The organism is Limisphaerales bacterium (assembly GCA_014382585.1).
Taxonomy (GTDB): domain Bacteria; phylum Verrucomicrobiota; class Verrucomicrobiia; order Limisphaerales; family UBA1100; genus JACNJL01.
On record JACNJL010000018.1, the window covers coordinates 16,530 to 42,371 of the forward strand.

The window sequence follows — 25,842 nt, forward strand, 5'->3', positions numbered from 1 at the left end:
AAAAAGTCGCGGAACTCAAGGAGGCCGAAGAAAAAATCCAAGCCGCCGCTAAAAAACTCGAGGAACTCCCCGACCCCACCCCCAGTCAACAAGCCGAAGCCGAGGCTGCCCGTCAACTTGCCGCACAACAGGCTGCTGAGGCTAAGCAAATTGCCAGCCACTTGGAGCAAGTTCTGGAGAAAGCGCCCGAGGAAGTGAAGGCGGCTGCTGAGATTGCGGCCAAAAAGGCTGAAGAGATTGCCGGGAAACTGCCCGAAATTGAGGAACGCGCCAAGAACGGCGACGCCGACGTGAAGCCTGAAACCGCCAAGGCCGCCGAGGCATTAAAGCAAGCCGCCGAACAAGCCAAGGTCGCCGAGGCCAAGGCACAAACGGAAGTTAAGAAAGCTTTTGCCGAAGCTAAAAAGGAATTTGAAAAAGCCGCCGAAGCCATTGCCGAAGCCAGGAAAAAAGAAGGCGCGGAGCCTGCGCGCAAAACTGCGGATCAAGCCAAAGCGTGGGCCAAACAGGCCGCTGAGATGGCCGCCAAAGCCCAGACCAAACCCAAGATGCTCGAGCACATGTCCAAGGAAATTGAAAAGCTCCTGCCCAAAATTGAAGAAGCCGCCAAACAAGGCGGAGCCGATGTGAAGCCCGAGATCGCCAAGGCCGCCGAGGCATTAAAAAAAGCCGCTGAACAAGCCAAGGCCGCAACAGAAAAAGCTCAAGCCGCCGCCGAGCCAGCCCTTGGTCAGGCGCAAAAGGAATTTGAAAAAGCCAAACAAGCCCTCGCTGAAGCCCAGCAAAAAGCTGAGGACGCTCGTAATATGAATCCCAAACAGCGCAAAGGTCTTGAGGCTGAGGCCAAGCGACAGGAAGAAGTCAAAAGCGACACCAAAGAAGCTCAACAAGACGCCGCCGAGGTTGCACCTGACGCGGCTGAATCCATCGGCCAAGCCGCCCGCCAAATGCAGAAATCCGAGGACAAACTTGCCCAGGCCGAGAATGACCCCAACGCCCAGCAAGCCGCCATCGACGCCCTCGAAAAAGCCGAGCAACAACTCGGCGAAAAAATTGATGAACTCGAAAAAGCCGCTGAGCAAAAGAAAGCGCTTGAAGAATTAAGCGGTGACATCGCCGAACTCATTAAAAACCAACAAGACCTCCAGCTCGAAACCGCTAAAACCGCCGCTAAAGAACAAAATCAAGAGAACGCCGGCAAACCCGAGGGCGGCAAACCCGAGGGCGGCAAACCCGAGGGCGGCAAACCCGAAGGCGGCAAACCCGAAGGCGGCAAACCCGAAGGCGGCAAACCCTCGACGCCCCAGCAACAGGCGCAAAAACAAGGTGAGCTTTCAAATGAAACCGGCAAAGCCCAGTCCGATTCCCAAAAGGCCGAGGCCCCGCAAAACGCCCAGCAAGCTCTACAGCAGGCCCAAAAGCAAATGCAAAAAGCTCAGCAGGATTTGAACAAACCCGATGCCCCCGCTGCGCGCCAGCCGCAGGGCGAGGCGGTCGATAATTTGAAACAAGCCAAAAAAGCCATCGACGAAAAAATTGGTGAACTCGCGCAGGAACTCGGTCAACCCAAGCAACTCACCCCTGAAGAACTCGCCAAAGCCGCCGAGGCCGCCGCGAAGGCCCAGGAGTTTTTGAACGAAGCGCTCTCCGAATTGCAGGATCCCGCCGGCCTCGCCGAGAAGCTCCAGCAACAACAGGAAGAACTCGCCAAAGCCCTCGGTGAAATGCAAAAGCAACAAGCTGAACAGGGCCAAAAGAATCCAAGTCTTGAAGAAGCTGCAAAGGCCGCCCAAAACGCCGCCGAACAACTCGCCCAAAGCGATCTACCCAAAGCCCTGGGTGAAATGGCAAAAGCCGAAGCCGCCATCGGAGAAGCACAAAAACCCGGCGAAGGCAAACCCGGCGAAGGCAAACCCGGCGAAGGCAAACCCGGCGAAGGTAAACCCGGCGAAGGCAAACCCGGCGAAGGTCTGCCGCAGCTCGGCCAAAAACAACAGGATATCCGGCAAGCTGCTCAAGCGATGCAAGCGGCGCAACAGGCAATGCAGGCAGCTGGACCGCTGGAGAATGCCTCCGACCTCATCGAGCCTTTGGCCGCCGGTCTTGAGGGCAATCTTCCGCCGCAAGCGCAACAGGCGTTTGATGAAGCGGTCGAGCAACTCATTGATGCCATCGCCAATGCTGAGGCCAACAATCCGATGCCTGCACAGCAAGCTTCGCAACAGGCACAAAATGCACTTGCCCAAGCAGCCGCCGCACTCGCCGCCGCGCAACAGGGACAACAGCCCGGGCAACAACCGGGCGAAGGCAAGCCCGGCCAACAACCCGGTCAGGGAAAACCCGGACAGGGTAAGCCCGGCAATGGTGAACCCAGTGAACGTGCCGACGGCAACAAAGGCAATTTCGACGGCCCGGGCGGCGCCGACGGCCCGCGCAATGGCACGGCCGGCACCGGTGGTTTCCTCAGTTTGCCCAAGCGCGAACGCGAGGCACTACTCCAATCGCGCCAAGGCAAAACGCCCGCTGAATATGATGCGCTGGTGAATGAATTCCTCAAGCGTCTTTCCGATTCACCCAAGCGCGACCTCAATTAAGATGGCTCTACTCCGTACGTTTATTTTATTGCTTACTGCCTCCGGGTTGCTTGGCGCCGACAAGGTCAAGCCGCGTCCGCGCGATAACGTGAAGGTGCCACCCGCTACTGAAAAAATAATCCAGGGCGCGCTCAAATATATGGCCAGTCAGCAAAAGGCCGATGGCTCGTGGGGGAGTAGCCGTGAGGAATTGCGCCATCCCGTGGCACTCACCGGTTACGTCCTCATCGCTTTCCAAGCCGCCGGTAATCTCCCCGGCGAAGGGCCGTACGGCAAGCACGTCACCAAGGGGATGAATTATTTACTCAACCAAATTGGCCCGGGCGGCATTTATGGGAAGTACGCCAGCGGCCAATATATGTACGGGCACGGCGTGGCCACCATTGCGCTGGGCGAACTCTACGGCCAAACCAAGTCGCCGATCATCCGGGCCAAGCTTGAGAAAACCATCAAGCTCATCATCGCCAGCCAAAATTCTCAGGGCGGCTGGCGGTACCGGCCGGTGGTGCGCGATGCGGATATTTCCGTCACCGTGCTGCAAGTCGTTGCTCTGCGAGCAGCCAAGAATGCCGGCATCGATGTGCCTCAACGCACCATTGATAACGCGGTGAAATATGTCCGCGCCTGTCATCACGCCAGTTCGGGCGGGTTTAGTTATCAACCCGGCTCATCCCCCGGTTACGCCCGCACAGCGGCCGCTATTTATTCCCTGCAAGTGTGTGGGCATTACGAGGATCCATTAGTGGCAAAAGGGTCCAAATATCTTTTTGCAAACCACCGCGCCTCGCAGGAGTGGTATGTGTACGGCAACTTTTACGCTGCGCCCGCGCAATATATGATTGGCGGCAAGACATGGGAGCAATGGTATCGCGTGGTTGGCACCTCCATCCTCAAGACCGCGCGCCGTACTGGCGACACCGTCCACTGGGAATCGCAGGGCCGCGGCGGTGTGGGGGCGATCTACACCACCTCCGTTTTCACCACCATCCTCGCGATGCCCTATCATTATCTGCCGCTGTATCAGCGGTAGTGCGTTTGAAAAACGTTGACCGGGCCGCTGACTTCCCCCACCGTGCCCCTTCCCAATTGCCTCGGTAGCTCAATTGGTAGAGCAGTTGACTCTTAATCAATTGGTTGTGGGTTCGAGTCCCTCCCGGGGTACCAATTTTGATTTCTGAGGTTTTTAACAGTTTTTAATGATCACACACAGAAAAGTGCTGCTGTTAATAGGCTCGCTCAGGTTTCTATCGCGCGGTGGACTCAAAATCGTTGATGGTTTTGAGGGGGAAGGGCACAAAAAAACGCCCCGTGAAAACGGGGTGGTGTTAAAAAGTAATTCAGCAATAACTATTTATTTTTTAATTTTGCCTTCTTTTCAGCTTTGATTCGTATTTCATACTCCTTTATCGCCCCTCCGTTTCTGACATAATTAGAGAGTTCGAGTTGAAGTGCTGTTTTTCTCGTTTGTTTTTCATTGGCATTTATCGATTTATCCAGCTCCAACCGTGTTAAGTCGGCCATAATTCGTGCTCTTGTCCGCATCGTAATGCCTAGAGCTTTGTCCTTTTCAATTAATTTTAGGATTTTGCCCAGTAATATTTCGTGATAAGTGGGTCGCGGGTTTCTCGCAATGAATTTGTCAAGTCTCTGGAGTCGGGCTTTTTCTTTTTCCGTTAACTTTTTTGGGCGTGCTTCTGGGAATATCAACGGAGGCATATCGTCTTTCAGATTTTTCCCAATGTCAGGATACTCCTTCAGGATGCGCTCCCAGTTCGGATCATGCTCTTTGAGCCATTCGATATATCGGTCCCGCGGCGTCATGCCACGCTGTGCAGCTCGAAATGCTTCTGTATGTTTCAAGATTGTGTATTCGCGCGAGCCAACCACCCAAGCCCCTGGTGGGATGGGGCCGTGGTCTTCACGGTAAACTTCGACAGGTTTGATAACCCCGTTTTTTTTTGGCATGGGCTTGTCGTCTCCAATAACCGTTCCGGCGATCATTCCGAAACACAAAAATTTGAATTTTGAAAATTTCATAATTTACTCCAGTTGGCTTATGGTCTGTACAGCATATCTCCGTTTTTGTTGAACATCAGGCGACCTGCTTTCATTTCTTTCCAAACCCATTCCCAATGGGATTTGTAATCCAGCAGATGATCCCGCTTGTATCCTCGTGCGTAACCGCCAATGGGCTTGAGTCCCTTTTTCATTCGGAGCTTGTTTTCCTTGGCAAAGGATTTTATCGGCTTTTTGTTTGCCAGGGATCGTTGCAAGTTATGGCGTTCCTTGATGGTTTGGGCTGCATTGATTGTTTTATCAATTTTCTTCACGATGATTTGATAAAAGACAGGATCAGTCTTTTCGCGGAGATCATACCAACCATAAAACTCATCTCGAACATCGAAGATCGTCTGATCAGATTGTGTCCATAAAGCGTCGATGATCGACGGATATTGAACATCATCCGACATTGAAAGGGAGTTGACTTTTTCACGGTATTTCACCTTGAGCAACACTGAAGCTTTAATATGCTTCGATGGCAAAGCAACCTGCGATTGCCCAATAGGAGTTTGAAGTAAGCCAAAAACCGCGATGATGTGTGGTGCGAGTAGGTGCATAATTATTGTGCGTTGGGGTCAAGGCTCCATTCCAGTGACGCTAGAAATGCTGTTAGGATAATCCTGTAAGCATTTTCGTCGTTTCATCCTGAGCTATCCTCCCGGATTGACTCTCTTAACTTCAAGCATTGCTTAACTGGGGGCAGTATACAGAAACCGTTCCTCATCAAGGAAAACATTGAGCAATTGATCTTTTCCTGTCCAGCTACCAACTCCAATTGTTGTTTTGTGGTTGATATCGGGCTTATCGGTAATGTGCTTGTCTTGGGAGAGTGACAGCTTTACTGGTAATGCGATAGTGACCTCATCGAAAACCATTGTTTTTTTGTTCCAAACTCCTGACTTTATTTTGTATTTTCCGCTTAAGGCGGCTTGAAAAGCAAATACTTCAGAAAACACTTATGTCACTTTTCCGGGCAAGGCATCCGCTTTTGTTATATTGAAGACAAGCGTCTTTGTGTCACCTTTCTCAAAAGCAATGTCGATAAGATAGTAGTCGGCAGTATTTTGTGCGGGTTGATTTCCGAAGGAGTAGTAATAGGGGAAAAACTTTAAAGTCAGTTTATCTGTTTTTGTTTCTAACATATGCGCCATTAAGAGAGATTCCATATCCCATGTAAAACCCCACTGAAAATCCACATTTACCAGGCCGTATAAATCCAATGGCAATCCTGTTTCTGACTCAAGGAAAAGTCCAATTTCAGGTGGTTTGTTGGAGTCTTGTGGTGGCTGGTTATACTTTGTAATGTTCGGGAAACCTTGCGCATTCACATTCCAAGTTAGGGCCACTAAGGCCACCAGTGTTAGTAGTATTTTTTTCATAGTCTGTATCTTTCCGTATTCAGGTTAAGAGAGAACAACATAGCCCTCTACCTATATATTCGCATTTGAGGCCCAGATTTATACAAATTTTTACAATTATTTTCACGCTGAACACAAAACCCCACAAAAACGGTACTCAAACAACAAAAAAACTTTTGGACGTAGCCCCAAGTCTCACACCCCCAATCGCTCTAAAATCGCAAAATGTGTGAAAGCCATCAAAAGGCAGATGCAGCCTGTGCGAAGGGATCCTTTAAATCGCTTTGCTCGAATGTCCTTTCCTTCCTGATGGTTTTGGGGGGATATTTTGCGCGGCGATGAATTTGGAGCAGGGGATTGTGTTGGGCGTGATTGCGATGACCTTTGGGTTGTTCGCGTGGGGGAAGTGGCGCTACGACGTGGTGGCGGTGATCGCGCTGTTCTCGTTGGTGGTGGGGGATGTGGTGCTGGAAAAAATCCTGCGGCGTGAGGAATCCAATCTCATTGATCCCGATCACGCGCTGGACGGGTTTGGGCACGCGGCGGTGATTACGGTGGCGGCGGTTTTGGTGATTAGCCGGGCGTTGCGCAATTCGGGTGTGGTGGATCTCATCGCGCGTCGGCTGATGCCGCTGGCCAAAAATCAATTACTGCACATCACCAGCTTGTGCGTGGTGGCGGCGGTGCTCTCGGCGTTTATGAATAACGTGGGCGCGTTGGCGTTGCTGCTGCCGGTGGCCCTGAAAACGGCCAGTGAGCAAAACCGATCGCCCACGCTGATTCTGATGCCGCTGGCGTTTGCCAGTATTCTGGGTGGGATGATCACGATGATCGGCACGCCGCCTAATATTATTATTTCCATTTTCCGTGAGGAACACACGGCGGCGGGCGAGGCGTTTGGGATGTTCGCCTTTTCGCCGGTGGGCGGAATGGTGGCGTTGTTCGGCGTGGCGTTCGTGGCGTTGATTGGTTGGCGGTTGATTCCGAAGGACGCGCAGAAAAAATCCGGCACGGAGGAATTATTTGCGCTCAATGAATACATCACCGAAGTGCGCGTGCCGGAGGATTGCAAGTTTGTGGGCAAGACGCTGGGTGAGGTGGAAAAGGAAACGGGCGAGAAGATGATGGTGTTCGGGTTCATCCGCAAGGATGGCAAAGTGATTTCGCCGAACCGAAACAATCTCGTGCGGGCGGATGCGCGTTATTTGGTGAAAGTGGATCCGCTGGATTTACAGGTGATTATGGATGAATCCGGCCTGCGTTTGGCCAAAGAACTGCGCGCGAGGATGGATAGCATCGAGGGGGACGACGTGACCTTTAGTGAGGTGTTGGTGACGCCCACTTCGCATTTGCTGGGCCGCACGCGGGCGGAATTACGGCGGCGCACTTCGGGAAGTGTGGTGCTGATGGCGGTGGCGCGGCAAGGGCAGCCGATGCGCAAACGACTGGGCGACATCGAGTTTCGAGTGGGCGACGTGCTGCTCCTGCAGGGCAACGGCGACGATCTCAAGGAGCACGTGATTAATCTGCACTTGTTGCCGCTGGCGGAGCGTGAATTGCAGGTGGGCATCTTCTCCAAAGTAAGCGTCGCGGTGGGCATCTTTGGCGCGGCGATCGCGTTGAGTATGTTTGATGTGTTGCCCACCACGCTGGCTTTTCTCGGCGCGATTATCGCTTATGTGTTTTTGGGCATTTTGCCGATGCGTGATTTGTATCGCCAAATCGATTGGCCAGTCATCGTTTTATTGGGGGCGATGATCCCCGTGAGCGGCGCGTTGCAGGATACGGGGCTCACTGATAAAATCGCCGACATTGTCAACGACCACAAAGGCAATGTGCCCGCGTGGGGGATCCTCGCGGTTTTGATGGTGCTGACGATGACCCTCTCCGACGTGATCAACAATGCCGCGACCGCGCTCATTATGGCCCCCATCGGGGTGGGCATCGCGCTGCAAATGGGCGCGAGTCCCGATCCCTTCCTGATGGCCGTGGCGGTGGGCGCTTCGTGCGCGTTTCTCACACCCATCGGTCACCAGTGCAACGCGCTCATCCTCGGTCCGGGTGGGTATCGATTTGGCGATTATTGGCGGATGGGTTTGCCGCTGGAAGTGCTGATTGTGGCGGGGAGCGTGCCCTTGATTTTATATCGATTCCCGCTGTTCCCCGGCGGTTAATCAACAGGCTTGCGCAAAGGGAGGCGATGGTGTTTGCTCAACCGCACACAACCCCTGCACTGCGGTGCAACGAAACCCATGATGATTCACGTGATGCGCGACGGGCAGCAATTCGGCCCGTACACCCTTGAAGATGTAAACGCTTATTTGGCGCAAGGGACTTTGTTGGCTACTGATCAGGCGTGGTACGAAGGCGCGCCCGATTGGATGCTCATCACCCAAGTGCCTGGCGTAGCCAGCCCCGGTGCGGCTCCCGCCCCGGAGATTGCTGCGCCCGTGGCAGCCGCCGTCGATCCTATGGCTGCGGCCAATCCCGCCGTTGCCGCAGCGGATGCCGCAACGGTGTCTGCCGCCAATCAAGGCGGCAAGAAAAAGAAAATCATGATCATCGCCGGTTCTGCCGTGGGCGTGTTGGCGATTGCGGGGGTGCTGTGTTTTGTGTATCCGGGATTTTTGAAGGACGATGCAGGGGAGGGTGGCGGTGATGAAGGCGGCGGCAATGCGGGTGGCGGAGGTGGTGGAGGCGGCGAAACGTTTGCTGCTGTGGTAGAACCCATTTTGAAAAAAAGTACATGCTACAATTGCCACGATGGACAAGATCCAGAAGACAAAGCCAATCGGGCGCTTAACCTGACAAAGAATGATTCTATTTTGGCGGATGTTACTCCAGGTAACCCGGGGGACAGTGAGTTGATTTCGCGTTTGAAGGACGCCGGTAATTCAATGCCGCCGGAGGGGAAAGGGGAGATGTTATCTGCCGATGACGTCGCCAAAATCGAAGCGTGGATCAAAGCCGGCGCTAAATTTTAGCGTACGAGAGGGGCGGCGATGTTGATTCACGTAAGCCGCGACGGAGAACAGTTTGGCCCTTATACGTTGGAGGACGCCAACGCGTATCTCGTTCAAGGCTCGCTGTTGCCTACGGATCAGGCGTGGTTTGAGGGCACGGCGGATTGGATTCCGATCACTGACGTGCCGGGGATTGAATGGAGGAGCACGCCGATGGTTGCATCGGCGGTAGCAGCAACGGGAGGCGAATCAAAGACCTTTTTGTACGCGGGCATCGCAGCGGGTGTGTTGGTGATTTTCGGCGTGGTGGGGTGGGGCTATCCGGGGGTGTTCAAGAAAAAAGAACCATCGACAGCTGCGGATGCTGACTCTGCTGATAAACCAAAGAATCCCTCCAAATCAATCTCAAGCGCATCCGACTCCACAAGTTTTGCAAAAACGGCCGAGCCGATTTTTCGCAAGTACGGTTGCTTCGATTGCCACAGCTCCAAGGAAAGCAATAAGGTGGAGGCAGATTTTGACTTGAGCGATCGCACTACGTGGAAAGCGTTTCTCTCGCCCAATCAAAAAGGCAATCCGGTCACCACGCCGCTCGTGCTTGCCATCACGGCCACCGACGCCAATGGTAAACCCATGCCCCCGCGCGGCAATCGCGTGAGCGATGCGGAGGTGGAGAGGATTAAAAAATGGATCGTCTCGGAATGGGGAATGTAGCTCGAGCCGGTGGGCCGGGTGATTGATGGCTAAAAGATGATGGTTGATGGAAATCAATCGTCAATGTTCACTCGTCATTCGTAAATCAAGTCACTGCTTCGAAAGTTTTTCCAGCTGCGCTCGTAAGGGTTCCAAATCGGGATCCACTGAGGCGGCATTTTTCACGGCGTTGGAATCCACTTCAAGCGCGGAGGCGAGTTCCTCGGCAGCTTCGTGGATGCGGCCCATTTGCGCGAGGTAACAGGCCAGATTATACGGAATCACCCATTGATCAGGAAAACTATCGCGGACGTGGTAAAGCAAATCAAAGGCTTCCTCCGTGCGCTCGAGTTCGTGCAGCGCGAACGAGCGATGGATCCAGCCGCCGGGTCGGTCGGGAGCCTCTTGCACCAAGAGGTCGGCAGTCTTGACACAAGCGGGCCAGTTATGTTCCTGCGCGAAAAGTAGCCAGCTCACTTCGAGCACGTCCGGATGGCTCAACCGGTTCTCGGCGATGTGCTCCAACTCAGCCAGCGCTTCGGCGGGGTTGCCCAATTCCAGCCAGCCCTCCGCGGCGCGGAGGTGATGTCGTTCGGCTGGTTTGAGCGTTTTCATTGTTTGTAAAATCTGCGGCAAATTATAGTTGGTTTTGTAATCAATTCTATTGGACGGGCGCGGGACGATTCGCTAGAGTTCACAGACCTGCGCCTGACTCAATATACTCCAAAAACACAAAATATGCAAAACGGCAATGAACTGACTTTTCGGGAGAATGTTGATCGAATGTTCGATCGAGCCGCCGCCACACTCGATTTGCCAATGGGATTGGCCGATCAAATCCGCACCTGCAACGGCGTGTATCAGATGAAATTTGGAGTTGAGTTGCGCGGAGGTTATCAAGTCATCACCGGCTGGCGCGCGGTACACAGCGAACATCAACTGCCGGTGAAAGGCGGCATCCGGTACGCGTATTTTGCAAATCAGGAAGAAGTGGAAGCGCTCGCGGCGTTGATGAGTTACAAGTGCGCGATCGTCGACGTGCCCTTCGGCGGTTCCAAAGGCGCGCTCCGCATTCGCCCCAAAGATTATAGCGAGGAAGAACTCGAACACATTACCCGTCGCTTTACCGTGGAATTGGCCAAGCGCGGGCTGATCAATCCCGGCCTCAACGTGCCTGCGCCGGATATGGGCACGGGAGAGCGCGAGATGGCGTGGATGGCGGATGAGTATCGCCAACTTTTCCCCAACGACATCAACGGCTTCGGCTGTGTGACTGGCAAACCGGTTTCGATGGGCGGCATTCTCGGGCGCACGGAAGCTACCGGCCGCGGCGTGCAGTTTGGATTACGCGAATTTTTCCGGCATCCGGAGGATGTGAAATCCGCCGGGCTCACCGGCGATCTCGGCGGCAAAACGATGGTCGTCCAAGGCCTCGGCAACGTGGGCTATCACGCCTCAAAATTTTTCAGTGAAGAAGATGGAGTGAAAATCACCGCCGTCATTGAGCGTGACGGTGCGGTGATTAATGACGACGGCCTCGACATCGAGGCCCTCTATCAACACAAGCTGGAAACCGGCGGTGTGAATGGATTCCCCGGTGCGGAACACATCGAAGATGGCGCGCCGGTTTTGGAAAAGGAGTGCGACATTCTGCTGCCCGCCGCGATGGAAGGCCAAATCACTCAAAAAAACGCCGGCCGCATCCAAGCCAAAATCATCGCTGAAGCCGCCAATGGCCCCGTGACGTTTAATGCCGATCAAACCCTCCGCGAACGCGGCGTGGTCATTATTCCTGATGCATTTTTAAATGCCGGCGGTGTGACGGTATCTTATTTTGAATGGATCAAAAACCTCTCACACATTCGTTTCGGCCGAATGGAGCGGCGTTACGAGGAAGCCAAAGGCCGCGCGCTCGTCGAAGCCATCGAGGAAGCCGTTGGCAAAAAAGTCAGCGACAGCATCACCCAACGCCTCATCCAAGGCGCAGACGAACTCACCCTCGTCCGCTCCGGCCTCGATGACACCATGCGCGAAGCGTATAATACGATTGCCGAGATTCATCGTTCTCGCGATGCTGTGGAAGATTTGCGCACGGCTGCTTTTGTGCGCGCCATCGAAAAAATTGCACACTGCTACAGCAGCATGGAATTATGATGAACTCTGCCTGTTGGGGTTAATGCTGAAATTTCCAAAGATGTTCGGCGGTGCGTATGAAGAGCGCCCCGTCAGCGACTGCGGGGGAAGCGAGCGCGCGTGCGCCTAGGTTGTTTTTTGCGAGGACCGTAAATTTTTTCCCGGCGGCAACGACCGTCACCACCCCGGCTTCGTTGGTGAAATATAATTTTCCATCCGCAAAAATAGGAGAAGCTGAATGGCCGCCGCCGAATCGTTCACTCCAAATCACTTTGCCGGTTATGGCATCAATACAACTGCCGATCCCGCCATCGGATACCATATAAAGTTCAGTGCCCACCAGCAACATACTCGGCGTGTGCGGAGCGCCTTTTGTCAGGGTCCACGCCAAATGAGAATCAGTCACGTCACCTTTGCCGCCGAGCTTCACTGCGATTGCCTTGGCACGGTCGAAGCCCGTGCTAAAAAAAACCATTCCGTGCCCGACCACCGGCCGGGGAACCACTGAATATCCGTCGAATGTGGCCCGCCAAATTTCATTACCGGTGTCCGGGTGGTACGCGCCGATCATGTCGCTGCCCGGGAGCAGGAGTTGAGTGCCGGCTCCCGTTCGCAGCACGAGTGGCGTGCTGAACGAAAACTTTCGTTTTGCGTTTACACTGCGGTTTACGCGCCAGGCAATTTTTCCGTTTTCCGCATCAAGTGCCACCACAAACGGGTTCTTTGATCCATCACAGCTGAATATTAATTTGCCATTCACCAATACGGGCGTGCCGCCATTGCCGTGGACTGATGAGTATTTTAAGGTTTCATTTTTCCAAACTGTTTTCCCCGTGAGATCAAGGCAGACAGTGCCCATGTCGCCGAAGTGTGCATAGATATGATTCCCGCTGACAATGGGTGAGGGGCTTGCCTGAGTATTTTTTCGGTGGGTGCGTGAAGCTTTTGCCACATTGATGAGCGGTTGATTCCAGACGATCCGACCTGTCCGCGCATCAAGGCACAGGGCGTTGAGCGAAAAACCGTCGCCCACGGGGAGGGCAGAGGTAAGATAGATTTTCCCTTTCACAATTGCCGGCGTACTCCAGCCAGATCCAGGTACCGGGACTTTCCATTTGAGATTTTTATTGGCCCCAAACTCGATCGGCAGCTTTTGTGCATCCGCATGGCCTTGTGCGCCGGGGCCGCGAAACTCGGGCCAATCTTCAGCGCTAGCGACAAATGAATTCAGAGACAAAATTGTGACGAATAAAAAAACAGCGCGTTTCATTGGCGAGATTGTGGGCGCGTCGATGGGTCGCGTCAAGTAGTGCTGCCGGGTTAATCGTTGTTTTTTTTGTGAAAATTTTGCACGGTCTTTTTTTACGATGTCTGTTCTTGAATTAAAACCCGCTGTCCAGTGCCGGCATGATCTCGTTGCGCTGGGTGAAATTATGCTGCGACTGGATCCCGGCGAAGGTCGCGTGCGCACGGCACGGCAGTTTGATGCGTGGGAAGGCGGCGGCGAATATAACGTGGCTCGCGGTTTGCGGCGGTGCTTCGGGCTGCGCACGGCGGTGGTGTCGGCTTTTGCGGACAATGAGGTGGGGCGGTTGGTGGAGGACTTTATTCTGCAAGGCGGCGTGGGGGTGGATTACCTCCAGTGGCGCGACTACGACGGCATCGGTCGCAGGGTGCGCAACGGGCTCAATTTCACTGAACGCGGCTTTGGGATTCGTGGTGCGAAAGGTGTGCCCGATCGCGGCAACACTGCAGCGGCACAGCTCAAAAAAGGAGACATTAACTGGCAGAAAATTTTTGGTGAAGATGGCTCACGTTGGTTTCACACGGGCGGAATTTTCGCTGCGCTTAGCGACACCACACCCGAGGTTGTTATCGAGGCGGTGCAAGCGGCCAAACAACATGGCACGATTGTTTCGTACGATTTGAATTACCGGCCAAGTCTGTGGGAAGGCATTGGCGGCCACGCCAAGGCGCAGGAGGTGAACCGTGAAATTGCCAAGCACGTGGATGTGATGATTGGCAACGAAGAGGATTTCACAGCGTGCCTCGGCTTTGAGGTGGAAGGCGTGGATGAAAATATTTCGAGCATCGAAGTGGACGCTTTTAAAACAATGATCAGCACGGCCGTGGAGGTATTCCCGAATTTCAAAGCCACGGCCACTACACTGCGCGCTGTGCAAAGCGCCACGATTAATGATTGGGGCGCTATCTGTTGGGCGGATGGTGATTTTTATGAAGCCGCAAATCGCGAGGGGTTGGAAATTCTCGATCGCGTGGGCGGTGGTGACAGTTTTGCCAGCGGGTTAATTTATGGATTCCTTGCCACCGGCGATCCTCAACAAGCGGTTGAATACGGTGCCGCCCACGGTGCGCTAGCGATGACCACGCCCGGCGACACCTCAATGGCCACTTTGGTAGAAGTCGAGCGATTGATGTCCGGTGGTGGCGCGCGAGTGCAGCGGTAGGGGGGCGCAGGGTTCCCCTACCGAAGCGAGACGATTCCATTCGACTGAATCGATCTCCCCGCAGCTTCGCATAATTCCACCGACCCCGCACCATCGACGGCGGTGACCACGCGGGGCGGTTTGCCATTGCGAATACATTCAGCAAAGTACGCGACTTGGCCGGCGTAGCCATCGGGCGCATCGAGCTTGAGCGTTTCGGGCTCTTTGCCTTGTTCAAAAATTTTCAGACAATCCTCCTCGCGTGTGTTGTCGAAATCTGCCGTCGCGCGTTCAAAGTTTACGGTGTATTCCATACTGAAGCCGAAGCCTTGGGTCATCGCCCAGCTGCCTTCGGCGGAAACGGCGGCGCCGCAGTCCACTTCATATTGCGCTAGCACGTGATCGATCTCGCCGCTGACTTTGGTGTGGCCCTGGGCGTAAATGGATTTGGGTTTGCCAAAGCAAAAGCGCACAAAATCGGCATCGTGAATGTGCAAATCCAGCAACGCGCCGCCGGATTTTTTGCCATCGAGAAAGGTTGATTGTCCCCAAGCCGGGGCCGCGGCTACGCGGCGAAATCGCGCGCTTAAAACACGTCCGTAGCGTCGATCGTCAATGGCCTCTTTCACCCACGCCCATTCCGGCCAAAAACGCAGGCACATAGCGGGCATAAAAAAACCTTTGGAGGCGGTGGCTGCCACGGTGATTTCGCGTGCTTCATCACTGGTGCGGGTCATTGGTTTTTCGCAGAGCACGTGCTTGCCCGAGGCCAGCGCGGCGAGGGCTTGTTCGTGATGGAGAAAAGTAGGCGTGGTAATGTCGATGAGATCGATGGAATCATCGGCGAGCAATTCGTCGAGGCTGCGGTATGCGGCGATGTGGGTCATGTCCAGTTTTACCGGTTCATCGCTGCCCACGTTTCCGTGGACGTCAGAAAAATCCCCATCAAGATGCCGGCCGCTCGGGTTGCACAAAGCCGCAATTTTGACGCCCTCCACTTGTTGGTACGCGCGAATATGCGTCACCGCCATAAATCCTGTGCCCACAACTCCAACTCGAATCTGATCCGACATCATTTACCCTTGTTTCTTTTTCGGCCATCGGCGCAAGCCGTGTTGGAACCATAACCGCCAGACCATCCAAACCGCTTCCCACGCGATGTGCCACGACATTTTTGAGGTGCCTTCGATGCGCTCGGTGAACACAATGTTTTGTTCCGCCACGCGCAGGCCTTGCCGCCAAATTTTGTGGGTCATTTCGATTTGAAAACTGTAGCCATTCGAACGTACGGTAGCGAGGTTTACACGTTCAAGTGCCCTGCGGCGGAAACATTTGTAGCCGCCGGTGGGATCGCTGAAAGGCATGCCGGTGATCCACTGTACATATTTGGCTGCGCCGAGGCTGAGCATCAATCGCCGTAACGGCCAGTTATTGACCCGGATGCCGCCGCGATAGCGCGTGCCTAAAACAAGGTCAGCATTTTTTGCTTCGGCCAAAAACGCGGGAATGTCGTTGGGGTCGTGAGAGAAATCGCCGTCCATTTCAAAAATTAACTCGTAGTCGCGCTCGAGTGCCCACTTAAAGCCCGCGCAGTATGCTCTTCCGAGGCCCTCTTTTTGTTTGCGATGCAGTACGTGAACAAAACTTTTTTTAGAAGATAATTCATCAGCCAAGTCGCCTGTGCCATCCGGGGAATTGTCATCAACCACTAAAACGTCCACTGGCAATTTTTCGAGCGCCTCCACGATTGCAGGGAGGTTGTCGCGTTCATTGTAAGTCGGCACAATGACGAGCGTTTCGTGGTCGGCATTCGGCATGCCGCAGAATTGCGGGCGAAAGGGGCGGGGCGCAAGGTTTTTAACAGGGGGCGAAGGATGATTCGGATTTTGTTTTTGTCATGTTGAAAATCCTACTCATCCCTGTTTATTCCTTAGGCAACAATGTTTTCAGAGGGCATGCATCGCAGTTCGGATCGCGCGGCTTGCAGTGGCGATTGCCGATGACGACCAATTGCGCGTGGTAATCGCGCCAATAATCCAGTTTTTCCGCGCCGCGTTTTTGGCTCAGGGAGTCGGCGCAGAGCGACTGCAAGTCATCGTAGCCAACCTCGGCGTCGCACCAACCGTGTCGTTCAAAAATGCGTTTCGTGTAGGTATCAATCACGAAACTGCTGTGGTCGCCCGCGTAGAGCAACATACTGTCAGCCGTTTCGGGGCCCACGCCGTTGATGGCCAGCAGGCGTTCGCGGATAATGGCGGTGTTGCCGTTGAAAAGGTGTTTCAAACTAGCGCGATGTTGTTCGACGAGTACGTCCACAAAATTGCGGAGCCGTTTGGCTTTGATATTGAAATAACCCGCGGGCCGAATGAGCTGCGAAAGTTTGGCGTTTGAGAGGTTGTAGATTTTCTTGGGCGTCAGCACCCGTGCGGATTTGAGATTGGCCAAGGCATGCTCCACATTTTTCCATGACGTATTTTGTGTGAGGATTGCGCCCACACAAATTTCGAACGGCGAATCCGCCGGCCACCATTTCAAATGCCCATGCGCCCGCCGCATCAGGCGATAGGCTTGGCGGAGCTCGGCTTGCATCCGCGGCATCGTGGTGACGAATCGGGAGGGTGTCAATTCAGGTTGAAATTCGCACCCGAAATTTTACCATTGGCAAATGGCGTACGTAAAAAAATCCTGGCGGGAAAAGTTGGCCGATGACAAGGATTTGCCAAAAATATTCGACACCCGAAACGGAAAAGTCTCCAAGAAATGGGGGGAAGGATTGTGCGCCATTCCCCGCCCGCGGGATGTGGCGGCCTTTATGCAAAAAGTGCGGAAAGGTAAGCTCACCACCATAAACGAATTGCGTGCCGCCGTGGCCGCACAACATGGGGCGGATTTCGGGTGCCCGATTACAACGGGCATTTTTGCTTGGATCGCCGCGCAGGCGGCCGAGGAGGCACTGTTGGATGGACGCAAGCGCGTGACACCCTATTGGCGAACGTTAAAAACCGGTGGCGAGGTGAATCCGAAATATCCCGGCGGAGTGGCTGCTCAGCGGAAATTGCTGGAAGCCGAAGGACATAAGGTGCTGAAGAAAGGGAAGCGATATTTGGTGGCTGATTTCGAATCACGGATTGAAACCCTCATTGCAAATCCGTGAAAATCGAGTCTGATTTTAGGCCAACAATTGTTGGCAGGCAGTTTGGAGGCGTTTCATTTGGGCGGCAGTTTTGGTTTCGAGGTAGCAGCGGATAACCGGTTCAGTGCCGCTGGCGCGGAAGGCAACCCATTCACCATTTGGAAGAAGAAATTTGTAGCCGTCGGTGGTGATGAATTTTTCGACTGGTGTGCTGCCGATGGTGTCGAGGCCTTGGGCGAGGCGTTTTAGGATGGCGGCTTTTTTTTCGGGGTTGATGTGGATATTGATGCGGTCGGTGTAGAATTTTCCAATTTGATTCTCGAGCAGCTTTAGGAGTTGGCCAAGAGATTTGTTTTCGACGGCGACGAGTTCGGCCATTAAGAGACAGGCGAGGATGCCGTCTTTTTCGGGCACGTGGCCTTTGACGCTGAGGCCGCCACTTTCTTCGCCGCCGACGATGATGGGCTCGGATTCCATAAGCGCACCGATGTATTTGAAGCCGACGGGAGTTTCGTGGAGCGGCACGCCAAGATGGGCGGCAATGGCGTCAATCATGTGGCTGGTGGGTACGGTGCGCACGGCGGCACCGGTCCAGCGGCGATTTTTTTTGAGATGATAGAGCGTGAGAGCGAGAATTTGGTTTGGGGTGAGCCAGGAACCATCGCGATCGACAATGCCGAAGCGGTCGGCATCGCCATCGAGCCCGAGGGCGAGCTGGGCTTGGCCGGTTTTTACGCACGCGGCGGCCGCGGCCATGCCTTCGGCGCTGGGTTCGGGTGGTTGTCCGCCAAAAAGCGGGTTGGGATGTTGATGGAAACGGGTGATTTTGACGCCGACTTCTTCCAGCAAAATATCAAGATAACCGCGGCCGGCGCCGTACATAAGTTCGACAGCGATTTTCATCTTCGCTTTTTTGATAGCGTCAAAGTCGACGAGCTGGCGGAGTCGGCGGAAATACGCGGGGCGTGGGTCGATTTCTTTGCATTCGAATGTGCCGATGACGGAGCCATCAAACTTCCACTGATCTTTTTGGCGGCGAGCGATATTGTATTCGACTGCGCGGGTGGCTTCCATCGTGGCGGGGGCGCCGTTGGCGAGGGAAAATTTCAGGCCCTGCCATTCGGCGGGGTTGTGGCTGGCGGTGAGGTTGATGCCGGCGGCGGCTTTGCGGGCGCGGATGGCGTGGCTAATGACGGGCGTGGGCGTGTCGCGATCGCAGAGCAGGGGGGTGAGATTGTTTGCGGCAAGCACTTCGGCAGCGGCAATCGCGAAGTCGCGGCCGAGGAATCGGGCGTCATGACCGAGAATGACGGTTGAGCGTTCTGAGTTTTTTAAGTAATCGGCAATGCCTTGGGTGGCAAGTCGAACGCGGTCGAAGGTGAAATCGCGCGCGATGAGGCCGCGCCAGCCGGAGGTGCCAAACTGGATTGGGTCCGCCATGTGGTTAGCGCTTCCAGTCGAAGGCCTTCTTCTTGACGGCGTATAAATAACCGACGAACAGGATGCCCAGGAAGGAAATCATGGAGCCAAAGATGAGCGCGGCGTTTGTCGCGAGCATATCTTTATATACGACGGCCCACGGGAAGAGAAAAATAACTTCGATGTCAAACAGGATAAAGAGCATCGCCACGAGATAAAACTTAACCGACAAACGTGGTGCGCCTTCGCCTTCGGCGGGCATACCGCATTCGTAGGGGGTATCTTTAGTGGGGTTGGTGTCGGCACGTTTGCCGATGAGTTTGGAGAGAATAAGATTGCCGGCGGCGAAGGCCACGGCCACGCCCAGCAAAATCAGCACCGGAAGGTATTGTTGTAATTGCCCGTCCACGCGGGTTTTGTAGGCGCGGGGAAGGGTGACGTCCAGCGCAAACGCTATTTGTGGCTTGCGTTTTTAGCCAGGATTCTCAACATTCGCCGCCCGTGGAATCCACAGAAACACATCCGGACCGGCTCATTGATTTTTGGGAATGGCTGGTCGAGAACCGTATGCAGGTAATTTTGGCGATCATCATTGCCATCGGTGCTGTGCTGATTGTGTATACCCAGCGGGTCAATGCGAAATTAGCCGAGGAAGAGTCGGGTGAGGATGTGTTGGCGGCCATGGATCTACGATTTTCCACGGATGAGGTGAACCCGTTTGTTACGGCTTCGGAACGGTTTGGCAACGTGGCGGTTAATCATCCGGGTACTGCGGGTGCGAGCAACGCAAAATTTTTGCAGGCGAGTGCTTTGTTTGATGAGGGGAAATTTAAAGAAGCCGATGCTGCTTTTGCCGGGTATGTTTCGGAAAACCCGCGGAGTCCGTTGTTGCCTGCCGCGGCGTTGGGACAGGCAGCGTGCAAAGCTTCGCTGGTTGATTCGGGTGCGGTGGCCGCTTACGAAAATGTCCGCAACCAATATCCCGGCACATCAGAAGCCGTGCAGGCGACGCTTGCGTTGGGCCGAATGGCGCTCGAAGCGAAGGATGCACCCAAGGCGCGCGAATTACTCACATCCGTTTCCACCAATCGCGTGTCCCTATTTTGGGGTACGATCGCGGATGACTTATTAAAGCAACTTCCGCCGGTTGAAGATAAATAAGCCTGCTTTTTCGACGTTTGTTGAAAATCCCTGACGTTGAATAACTCGGCCTTGACTCAAGGCACGACAATCCCTTTTCTAATCCCACGCCAAGATTGTGGCGGTTTGCCAAAAGGAGGCAACGAGGTTACTCAACGAGTGACTCAGGGAAACATTCAAGGAGAAAAGCTATGGCTGACGTGACTGGTAATCCATCGAACCCACCCATCGAATATCGTGCTGCGCCCGTGGAGGCTGCGCCGCAACAGGCCGTTTGGCCTGCTACTCAAACTGCCGCTGCCGCGGAGGACATTGCGACTGCGCCAATGGTGAAACAGATTTTATCAGAATTCATCGGCACGTTTGCGCTCGTGTTCGTGGCGGTCACCACGCTGTACTGGTTTGCGGTGGATTTCATCGCTATCGCATTGGCCAGTGCGCTGGTGGTGGCATTGATGGTGGGGGTGTTTGCGCGCTTTGGCAGTGGCCAATTTAACCCTGCCATCACACTGGGGCTTGTGCTCGGAGGGCGATTGAAATTCTCGCGCGCGGCCATAATCATACCGGTACAGTTGGTGGCCGCAGTTTTGGCGTCGTTGATGCTCGTCAATTTCCTGGGCCAAACAGAAAATCTTCAGTGGCGCTACCCCAAGGTTGCTGCTGCTGAGCCGGGTGTGGCAGCAGGTGCGTTGGCACCGCAGGGCGGCCAACCGGAGTTTGGCCTGCTCGCGCCTGTCGAAGCAGGAACACCGCGCATCCCCGAGCGGGTTGAAATTCCCGAGCCCATTGGCCGCGCCCAGCCGCGTCCGATCCCCGGTTCGCAACGGGTTACTATTTTACAGGCCATTGTGCTTGAGGCCGTGCTCACTTTTTTCTGGGGCATGGCGGCTTTCGCGGGATTGCGCCGGGGCGCACATCCGTTGCTTGGCCCGGTGCTCATCGGTGCGGCGGTGGCGGTTGGAATTTTGACTGCGGGGATTCTTACCGGCGGCGCAATGAATCCGGCGCGTGCTTTCGGGCCTGCGCTGGCGTCGGGTGCCTGGGCGAATCAAATGGTTTACTGGATCGGTCCCATGATAGGCGGCGCGCTGGCGGGCGTGATCTGCGGTCACTTCCTGTTTAACGATGAGGAGGAATCATCGGATGCACCGGCGTACCCGGCCACTTAATCAACTTACAAACAACTTGAGCAACGGAAGCCCCGGTGCCCTCCCATGAGGCCGGGGTTTTCTTTTTGAAAATGAACGAGCCCATTGAGGTCGCAGCAGGATTAGTTTTTCACAAAGGTCGCCTGCTCATTCACCAGCGTCCGGCGGGTGTGCATTTAGCGGGATTGTGGGAATTTCCGGGCGGCAAACGCGAAACCGGCGAAACCATGCCGCAATGTCTCCAGCGCGAAATGATGGAGGAACTTGGCGTTACTGTGGCCGTCGGTCAGTGCATCGAAACACTTACCCATGCATACCCCGAAAAAGTGGTGCGATTGGAGTTTTATTTGTGTGAGCTGATCAAAGGCGAACCGGCCGGGCTCGACGGTCAACGGTTTGTTTGGGTAACGGCGGATGAATTGGATGAGTATGAGTTTCCTGCTGCCGATGCTTGTTTGCTTGCCCGGTTGAAAACGGAAACGGATTGGTGGGAATAAAAATGGTCGGGGTGGTGAGGTTCGAACTCACGACCTCGTCGTCCCGAACGACGCGCGCTACCAGGCTGCGCTACACCCCGACTCAAAAATTTCGGAGCCATTTGGAATCCGAAAGGGCGGGCATTAAAGCGTATCGAGTCTTAAATGCAACGCGTTTTTTTGGTGAACTGAAAGTAACAACAAAATCCGGTAACAACCGGACTAACAATTGACCGCGGCCGAAAGTGGGATACATTGGGTGGGTCGCTTTGAGGCGGCTGGAATAATGCAACGCAATTTGCTCATTTTAATTTTAGGAATGCTGCTCTTTGACGGCTGGCAGGAAGCAGCTGCTTCACAGGCACCGTGGCGCATGGGATTGCGCTTAAACAATCAACAAGCGCGGCGCGGTTTTGCCTTGCTGCCCTTTGCGCGGGGTGCGCCGATCATTCCCGTGCGAACTTGGGCGCCGACGAATAACCCTGCGCTCCTTTCCACGAACCGTGCTGTTTTGCCCGACACGCTTCGTGTGCTGTTTCTGGGCAACTCCCTCACGGGTGGTTACAATATGCCCGAAGTACTCACTCGCATGAGCCGCACGGGTAAACTGAAAATCAAGGCAACCGCGCGCGCGCCATTTGGCTACACGCTCGATAATCACATGGCCGATATTTCCAGCCGTACAAATATTTCCACGACCGTTCAGGATCCGCTCTCCTTCACCAACCGGCTTGCGTGGCATGCAGTCATTTTGCAGGAGCACAGTCTGGTTCCGGTTTACAACTGGCAGCGATTAGTGGACTCCGTACAGCGGCTTGATGGGGCAGTGCGTACGGCACGCACTCAGTCGGCGTTGTTTATGCCGCAATCGCGGCCGGATTCGATTTTTTCGGAAGCAGAGTTTTTGGATCGATCCGAGGGTGCGTACCGATTGGCCGCTCAGCGCAACGGGAATCTCCCGGTGATCCCCGGCGGTCGCGCATGGCAGATGGTAGAAATGCGCGGCGAAAATAATATCCAGCTACGGGAACGCGATGGTCAGTTGCCTACGGCTCATGGCGCTTATTTGAATGCCTGTGTCATGTATGCCTTTTTGACGTGGCAAACTCCACTCGGTCTTTCTAATGGTGGGCTGCAACAGGTTAGTGAACGTGATGCGGAATATCTCCAGCGGATTGCGTGGGAGTTGTTTGTGTCGCGCCGGAGTGGCGTGCCGTTCTAGGCGAGCCGGAGGTCAGCCACGCATTCCACGTGTTGGGTTTGGGGGAACATGTCCAGCGCAGTGACGCTTTTCAATTCATAACCCTGTTCGCAAAGCCATTTGAGATCGCGCGCGAGTGTGGCCGGATGGCAGCTCACATAAATCACTTGGCGCGGCTTGATGTTGACCAGCATTTCCAACCCTTCTTTGTGAACCCCTTTGCGCGGGGGGTCGAGAATGAGGGTGGTGTCTTCCGCGGGGAAACGGTTGAGTAAGGCGTCCATTTGTTCCTCAGTTTTGCCTTGGATGAATTCGCCGTTTTCAATGCCGCGCGCGGCAAGATTTTTGCGCGCGGGGAGGATGCATTGCTTGTCGATATCGATGCCCACAAATCCCTCCACCAAATCGGACATCGAAAGGCTGAAAAATCCAATGCCGCAATACGCGTCCACGAGAAACTTCGTGCCCCCATTGGCGAGGCGGTCGCGTACCGTATCCACGAGCTTGGGAAGCAGGGTGAAATTATTTTGGAAAAATGAATCGCGGTGCATTTCCCAATCATCAGGCATCATGCGCAGTACAACTTTTTGCATGTTGCGGGGCGGTGGATCTTCGCGCACGGCTTGGAGTTGATCGTTGAGCGCTTCCTCGGCGATTTCACAGCGTTTGAGGTCTACGACTAATCGACTTTCCGAACGCAGGAACCCATAGATGGCTTTTTGTTGAAACTTGTCCCATTGGCGGCGAATCATAATGCGGTTGCGATAGCCATAGGGAGAAGGGCAGGGGATGAGTTCATCAACAATTTCCGGCGAAAAACCGCCCACGCGAACGAAGAGATTGCGTACCTGCTCAAGTTTGATGCGCCCCTGTGCCTCGTAGTCAATATGCTGATATTGGCATCCGCCGCATTCGCCGAAGTATTGGCATTTGGGATCCACCCGGTCGGGCGATGGAGTGATAATTTGCAGTAGCCGCGCGCGGGCGAAATCACTTTTGCGTTCGATGATTTCCACCAAAGCCACTTCGCCGAGGATCACAAAAGGGACGAATACCACAAAGCCATCAACCTTGGCGACTCCATCGCCGCCAAAGGCCATATCGGAAATTTCTATTTCAAGCCGATCCCCAACGTTTAGTGAAGCTGGGGGAGATTCAGTTTCTTCCATTAATGATCTTTCCGCACATGTTCGCGAAGCAGGTCGCGGCCGAAATCGCCATTGAAATCGCGCCAGGTTGCATGCACGTGATTGGCGCCATTTTGTGTGTTCGCGTATTCCAATAAAAAGCTCGGGCCTTGTACGCGATAATAATGTGGCTCAAATTGTTTGGTGCTGCCTGCCCATGAAAACCGGATTTTTTCAAGGCCGCCTTTTTCAATTTTGGCCCAGTCTTCTTTGGCAACGATGGCCCGATGGCGATTGATATATTCCTTGATTAATTCGACCAACATCTGTTGCCCTGCCTTGTCTAATTGACCGTATGCGACCCCCGTTTGTTCGAGTGCCTTGGCGGATGGAAGTGCTGCGGTCAGAATATCTTTGGGAGCTTTGTTTGCAATCACCGCGGATTTTTTTTGAGATTCCCCTAAAGACAGCCGCAGTTTGCGGGCCAGGTTTTCTTCCGCCTCCAAAGCCACCAGCCGCCGGCCCGGGCCAAAATCACAGATTGCCGGATTGCTGCCCCAGAAGGAAGGCACCCCTGCCAATTGACCGTTCACGATGGTGTAGTTGAGCGAAAGATGGTGGCCTTCAAAACGCCAACCCCATGTCCCTTTGGAGCCGGGTTTGCCAAAAATCAAAATGTGATACGCCTCTGAGTCCCGGACAAACCGTCGATTCTTTCCTTCGAGAACAAAAAGAATATCTTCAAGAAACATGATATTGCGGATCTTGGTATGCCCTGTTTCACTGAGCACGGTTTTGAGAAGTGTGTGGGCCAATTTACGTTGAGCGGGGGTCATTTCTTTGATTTGAAGTCCTTTTCGGTATCCATCCTTGAGCATTTCTGCAGGGAGGAAATTCCAATCAGTCCGGGCTTCTGATTTGAATGCGTACGCCGCTTTTTTAGTTTGATTTGCGTTGAGGCTTGCGAGCAAACCATTGGCGGCTTGGGCCATGTTAGCAGGGAAATCGGCGGTGCGTCCGTTTTGGGCAAGCAGCAGTCCGAAAACAAGAATGATCATTTTAGAGAATTTCATCGGCCGCGATTGTCACTATGAGGAGCGGAATGACAAGCAGATTGCGCCGATTGTGTTTAGCCATTAAGGTTCGCCCCGTGAAACTTTTGTTCATTGGAGACATTGTCGGAAAGCCGGGCCGGCACGCGGTGCGTGATTTAGTGCCTTTATTGCGGGACCGCCATCAATTGGATTTGGTGATCGCCAATGGCGAAAACGCCGTCGGCGGCAGCGGCATTAACCGTGAGAAAGCGAACGAAATTTTTGATGCCGGAGTGGATGTTATGACCTGTGGCGATCATCTTTGGGATCAGCGTGAGGTCCTGGAGTTGCTGGACAGCGAGCCTCGTTTTGTGCGACCGACTAATTATCCGCCCGGCACGCCCGGGCAGGGCAGCACTTTATTCGAACGTGCGGGATTGCCCACCGTCGGCATAATCAACGCGCAAGGCCGCACCTTTATGCGCGGGGAAATGGAAAACCCATTTCGTACGGTAGCCGAGGAAGTCAAGAAGCTTGCTCCGATCGCGCCGGTGATATTTGTGGATTTTCATGCGGAAGCCACCAGCGAAAAAATTGCCATGGGACGAATGCTGGATGGGGATGTGAGCGCGGTGGTGGGCACGCACACGCACGTGCAAACGGCGGATGAAACCATTTTTCCCGGCGGCACGGCTTTCCTTTGCGACGCTGGTTTTACGGGCCCGCACGATGGAGTGATCGGTCGTGAATGGAAGCCGGTGGTTCATCGATTCCTCACCAGCCAACCCCAGAGGTTTCCCGTTGCCAAAGGCCGTGTGCTGTTGCAGGGGGTGATCATCGAGGTCGATGGCGCTACCGGCAAAGCTACTTCGATCGAGCGAGTGAATGAGGCGCTTTAGAACGAGTCCGTGCGTT

Annotated in this window: 26 protein-coding genes and 2 tRNA genes; 13 read left to right on the forward strand and 15 right to left on the reverse strand. The window is 54.3% G+C overall.

The window, feature by feature from the left end; translation table 11 throughout:
* Nucleotides 1-1,561: 1,561 nt before the first annotated feature.
* Entirely contained in the window at nt 1,562-2,002 is a 441-nt protein-coding gene (locus H8E27_01240; protein ID MBC8324239.1) for a hypothetical protein, read from the reverse strand.
* A 593-nt stretch (nt 2,003-2,595) separates the two neighbouring features.
* Here H8E27_01240 and H8E27_01245 point away from each other — a divergent pair.
* Nucleotides 2,596-3,624, forward strand: a complete 1,029-nt coding sequence (locus H8E27_01245) for a terpene cyclase/mutase family protein (protein MBC8324240.1) — start codon at nt 2,596-2,598, stop codon at nt 3,622-3,624.
* Nucleotides 3,625-3,682: 58 nt separating this feature from the next.
* Nucleotides 3,683-3,758: transfer RNA gene (locus tag H8E27_01250), tRNA-Lys, on the forward strand.
* Nucleotides 3,759-3,941: 183 nt separating this feature from the next.
* On the opposite strand, the gene H8E27_01255 is transcribed toward H8E27_01250, so the two are convergent.
* The 4 genes from H8E27_01255 to H8E27_01270 all read right to left on the reverse strand — a co-directional run bounded on the left by H8E27_01255 (nt 3,942) and on the right by H8E27_01270 (nt 6,034).
* Nucleotides 3,942-4,631, reverse strand: a complete 690-nt coding sequence (locus H8E27_01255; GenBank protein MBC8324241.1) for a hypothetical protein — start codon at nt 4,629-4,631, stop codon at nt 3,942-3,944.
* Between the two features lie 17 nt (nt 4,632-4,648).
* The gene (locus H8E27_01260) at nt 4,649-5,212 is read right to left on the reverse strand and encodes a hypothetical protein (GenBank protein MBC8324242.1); all 564 of its coding nucleotides are present in this window, start codon (nt 5,210-5,212) and stop codon (nt 4,649-4,651) included.
* A 132-nt stretch (nt 5,213-5,344) separates the two neighbouring features.
* Nucleotides 5,345-5,611 (reverse strand): hypothetical protein, encoded by a 267-nt coding sequence (locus tag H8E27_01265; protein MBC8324243.1) that lies wholly within the window; start codon nt 5,609-5,611, stop codon nt 5,345-5,347.
* On the reverse strand, nt 5,612-6,034 hold the full coding sequence (locus H8E27_01270; protein ID MBC8324244.1) for a hypothetical protein: 423 nt from the start codon (nt 6,032-6,034) through the stop codon (nt 5,612-5,614).
* Between the two features lie 317 nt (nt 6,035-6,351).
* Here H8E27_01270 and H8E27_01275 point away from each other — a divergent pair, with 317 nt between their 5' ends.
* The 3 genes from H8E27_01275 to H8E27_01285 all read left to right on the forward strand — a co-directional run bounded on the left by H8E27_01275 (nt 6,352) and on the right by H8E27_01285 (nt 9,690).
* Nucleotides 6,352-8,187, forward strand: a complete 1,836-nt coding sequence (locus tag H8E27_01275) for an SLC13 family permease (GenBank protein ID MBC8324245.1) — start codon at nt 6,352-6,354, stop codon at nt 8,185-8,187.
* A gap of 78 nt (nt 8,188-8,265) precedes the next feature.
* Nucleotides 8,266-8,997, forward strand: coding sequence for a DUF4339 domain-containing protein (locus H8E27_01280; protein MBC8324246.1), 732 nt, complete (start codon nt 8,266-8,268; stop codon nt 8,995-8,997).
* Between the two features lie 18 nt (nt 8,998-9,015).
* The gene (locus tag H8E27_01285) at nt 9,016-9,690 is read left to right on the forward strand and encodes a DUF4339 domain-containing protein (protein ID MBC8324247.1); all 675 of its coding nucleotides are present in this window, start codon (nt 9,016-9,018) and stop codon (nt 9,688-9,690) included.
* 90 nt (nt 9,691-9,780) lie between these two features.
* Here H8E27_01285 and H8E27_01290 read toward each other — a convergent pair whose 3' ends face one another.
* Nucleotides 9,781-10,284, reverse strand: coding sequence for a tetratricopeptide repeat protein (locus tag H8E27_01290; GenBank protein MBC8324248.1), 504 nt, complete (start codon nt 10,282-10,284; stop codon nt 9,781-9,783).
* A 123-nt stretch (nt 10,285-10,407) separates the two neighbouring features.
* On the opposite strand from H8E27_01290, the gene H8E27_01295 reads away from it, so the two are divergent.
* On the forward strand, nt 10,408-11,823 hold the full coding sequence (locus H8E27_01295) for a Glu/Leu/Phe/Val dehydrogenase (GenBank protein MBC8324249.1): 1,416 nt from the start codon (nt 10,408-10,410) through the stop codon (nt 11,821-11,823).
* Nucleotides 11,824-11,842: 19 nt separating this feature from the next.
* On the opposite strand, the gene H8E27_01300 is transcribed toward H8E27_01295, so the two are convergent.
* Nucleotides 11,843-13,072, reverse strand: coding sequence for a PQQ-binding-like beta-propeller repeat protein (locus H8E27_01300; protein ID MBC8324250.1), 1,230 nt, complete (start codon nt 13,070-13,072; stop codon nt 11,843-11,845).
* Nucleotides 13,073-13,169: 97 nt separating this feature from the next.
* Between H8E27_01300 and H8E27_01305 the strand changes: the two genes are divergently transcribed.
* Nucleotides 13,170-14,270, forward strand: coding sequence for a sugar kinase (locus H8E27_01305; protein ID MBC8324251.1), 1,101 nt, complete (start codon nt 13,170-13,172; stop codon nt 14,268-14,270).
* 17 nt (nt 14,271-14,287) lie between these two features.
* On the opposite strand, the gene H8E27_01310 is transcribed toward H8E27_01305, so the two are convergent.
* The 3 genes from H8E27_01310 to H8E27_01320 form a co-directional block, all read right to left on the reverse strand.
* On the reverse strand, nt 14,288-15,322 hold the full coding sequence (locus H8E27_01310) for a Gfo/Idh/MocA family oxidoreductase (GenBank protein MBC8324252.1): 1,035 nt from the start codon (nt 15,320-15,322) through the stop codon (nt 14,288-14,290).
* A gap of 3 nt (nt 15,323-15,325) precedes the next feature.
* Nucleotides 15,326-16,066 carry a polyprenol monophosphomannose synthase gene (locus tag H8E27_01315; GenBank protein MBC8324253.1) on the reverse strand — a complete coding sequence of 247 codons (741 nt, stop codon included), beginning with the start codon at nt 16,064-16,066 and terminating at the stop codon, nt 15,326-15,328.
* A 106-nt stretch (nt 16,067-16,172) separates the two neighbouring features.
* Complete coding sequence (locus H8E27_01320; protein MBC8324254.1) at nt 16,173-16,838, reverse strand: endonuclease III domain-containing protein; 666 nt, start codon at nt 16,836-16,838, stop codon at nt 16,173-16,175.
* Between the two features lie 76 nt (nt 16,839-16,914).
* Here H8E27_01320 and H8E27_01325 point away from each other — a divergent pair, with 76 nt between their 5' ends.
* Nucleotides 16,915-17,403 (forward strand): MGMT family protein, encoded by a 489-nt coding sequence (locus tag H8E27_01325; protein ID MBC8324255.1) that lies wholly within the window; start codon nt 16,915-16,917, stop codon nt 17,401-17,403.
* 15 nt (nt 17,404-17,418) lie between these two features.
* Here H8E27_01325 and H8E27_01330 read toward each other — a convergent pair whose 3' ends face one another.
* Both H8E27_01330 and ndhC read right to left on the reverse strand, forming a co-directional pair.
* Nucleotides 17,419-18,822, reverse strand: coding sequence for a phosphoglucomutase/phosphomannomutase family protein (locus H8E27_01330; protein MBC8324256.1), 1,404 nt, complete (start codon nt 18,820-18,822; stop codon nt 17,419-17,421).
* Nucleotides 18,823-18,826: 4 nt separating this feature from the next.
* Complete coding sequence (gene ndhC, locus H8E27_01335) at nt 18,827-19,210, reverse strand: NADH-quinone oxidoreductase subunit A (protein ID MBC8324257.1); 384 nt, start codon at nt 19,208-19,210, stop codon at nt 18,827-18,829.
* A gap of 92 nt (nt 19,211-19,302) precedes the next feature.
* Between ndhC and H8E27_01340 the strand changes: the two genes are divergently transcribed.
* The 3 genes from H8E27_01340 (at nt 19,303) to mutT (ending at nt 21,586) form a co-directional block, all read left to right on the forward strand.
* A complete protein-coding gene (locus tag H8E27_01340; protein MBC8324258.1) occupies nt 19,303-19,962 on the forward strand; it encodes a tetratricopeptide repeat protein in 660 nt (219 codons plus the stop codon).
* A gap of 170 nt (nt 19,963-20,132) precedes the next feature.
* The gene (locus H8E27_01345; protein MBC8324259.1) at nt 20,133-21,110 is read left to right on the forward strand and encodes an aquaporin; all 978 of its coding nucleotides are present in this window, start codon (nt 20,133-20,135) and stop codon (nt 21,108-21,110) included.
* Between the two features lie 71 nt (nt 21,111-21,181).
* A complete protein-coding gene (gene mutT / locus H8E27_01350; GenBank protein ID MBC8324260.1) occupies nt 21,182-21,586 on the forward strand; it encodes an 8-oxo-dGTP diphosphatase MutT in 405 nt (134 codons plus the stop codon).
* A gap of 3 nt (nt 21,587-21,589) precedes the next feature.
* On the opposite strand, the gene H8E27_01355 is transcribed toward mutT, so the two are convergent.
* Nucleotides 21,590-21,666, reverse strand: a tRNA-Pro gene (locus H8E27_01355).
* Between the two features lie 218 nt (nt 21,667-21,884).
* On the opposite strand from H8E27_01355, the gene H8E27_01360 reads away from it, so the two are divergent.
* A complete protein-coding gene (locus tag H8E27_01360) occupies nt 21,885-22,787 on the forward strand; it encodes a hypothetical protein (GenBank protein MBC8324261.1) in 903 nt (300 codons plus the stop codon).
* Here the strand turns inward: H8E27_01360 and H8E27_01365 are convergent.
* Nucleotides 22,784-23,935: a class I SAM-dependent RNA methyltransferase gene (locus H8E27_01365; protein MBC8324262.1), complete on the reverse strand. Its 1,152-nt coding sequence runs from the start codon at nt 23,933-23,935 to the stop codon at nt 22,784-22,786. The two genes, H8E27_01360 and H8E27_01365, sit on opposite strands and share 4 nt — an antisense overlap.
* A complete protein-coding gene (locus tag H8E27_01370) occupies nt 23,935-24,951 on the reverse strand; it encodes a DUF3500 domain-containing protein (protein ID MBC8324263.1) in 1,017 nt (338 codons plus the stop codon). The genes H8E27_01365 and H8E27_01370 overlap by 1 nt, the downstream gene beginning before the upstream one ends.
* Before the next feature lie 92 nt (nt 24,952-25,043).
* On the opposite strand from H8E27_01370, the gene H8E27_01375 reads away from it, so the two are divergent.
* A complete protein-coding gene (locus H8E27_01375) occupies nt 25,044-25,826 on the forward strand; it encodes a TIGR00282 family metallophosphoesterase (protein MBC8324264.1) in 783 nt (260 codons plus the stop codon).
* Nucleotides 25,827-25,842 lie beyond the last annotated feature (16 nt).

Bases quoted from the DNA above. Each gene is read 5' to 3' on its own strand.
- H8E27_01305 (MBC8324251.1), top strand. From the start codon at position 13,170: ATGTCTGTTCTTGAATTAAAACCCGCTGTCCAGTGCCGGCATGATCTC.
- H8E27_01270 (MBC8324244.1), bottom strand. From the start codon at position 6,034: ATGAAAAAAATACTACTAACACTGGTGGCCTTAGTGGCCCTAACTTGG.
- H8E27_01255 (MBC8324241.1), bottom strand. From the start codon at position 4,631: ATGAAATTTTCAAAATTCAAATTTTTGTGTTTCGGAATGATCGCCGGA.
- H8E27_01360 (MBC8324261.1), top strand. From the start codon at position 21,885: ATGCTGCTCTTTGACGGCTGGCAGGAAGCAGCTGCTTCACAGGCACCG.
- H8E27_01330 (MBC8324256.1), bottom strand. From the start codon at position 18,822: ATGGCGGACCCAATCCAGTTTGGCACCTCCGGCTGGCGCGGCCTCATC.
- H8E27_01365 (MBC8324262.1), bottom strand. From the start codon at position 23,935: ATGGAAGAAACTGAATCTCCCCCAGCTTCACTAAACGTTGGGGATCGG.
- H8E27_01325 (MBC8324255.1), top strand. From the start codon at position 16,915: ATGGCGTACGTAAAAAAATCCTGGCGGGAAAAGTTGGCCGATGACAAG.
- H8E27_01320 (MBC8324254.1), bottom strand. From the start codon at position 16,838: ATGCAAGCCGAGCTCCGCCAAGCCTATCGCCTGATGCGGCGGGCGCAT.
- H8E27_01315 (MBC8324253.1), bottom strand. From the start codon at position 16,066: ATGCCGAATGCCGACCACGAAACGCTCGTCATTGTGCCGACTTACAAT.
- H8E27_01370 (MBC8324263.1), bottom strand. From the start codon at position 24,951: ATGATCATTCTTGTTTTCGGACTGCTGCTTGCCCAAAACGGACGCACC.
- H8E27_01300 (MBC8324250.1), bottom strand. From the start codon at position 13,072: ATGAAACGCGCTGTTTTTTTATTCGTCACAATTTTGTCTCTGAATTCA.
- H8E27_01275 (MBC8324245.1), top strand. From the start codon at position 6,352: ATGAATTTGGAGCAGGGGATTGTGTTGGGCGTGATTGCGATGACCTTT.
- H8E27_01245 (MBC8324240.1), top strand. From the start codon at position 2,596: ATGGCTCTACTCCGTACGTTTATTTTATTGCTTACTGCCTCCGGGTTG.
- H8E27_01310 (MBC8324252.1), bottom strand. From the start codon at position 15,322: ATGTCGGATCAGATTCGAGTTGGAGTTGTGGGCACAGGATTTATGGCG.
- mutT (MBC8324260.1), top strand. From the start codon at position 21,182: ATGAACGAGCCCATTGAGGTCGCAGCAGGATTAGTTTTTCACAAAGGT.
- H8E27_01280 (MBC8324246.1), top strand. From the start codon at position 8,266: ATGATGATTCACGTGATGCGCGACGGGCAGCAATTCGGCCCGTACACC.
- H8E27_01290 (MBC8324248.1), bottom strand. From the start codon at position 10,284: ATGAAAACGCTCAAACCAGCCGAACGACATCACCTCCGCGCCGCGGAG.
- H8E27_01260 (MBC8324242.1), bottom strand. From the start codon at position 5,212: ATGCACCTACTCGCACCACACATCATCGCGGTTTTTGGCTTACTTCAA.
- H8E27_01295 (MBC8324249.1), top strand. From the start codon at position 10,408: ATGCAAAACGGCAATGAACTGACTTTTCGGGAGAATGTTGATCGAATG.
- H8E27_01285 (MBC8324247.1), top strand. From the start codon at position 9,016: ATGTTGATTCACGTAAGCCGCGACGGAGAACAGTTTGGCCCTTATACG.
- H8E27_01345 (MBC8324259.1), top strand. From the start codon at position 20,133: ATGGCTGACGTGACTGGTAATCCATCGAACCCACCCATCGAATATCGT.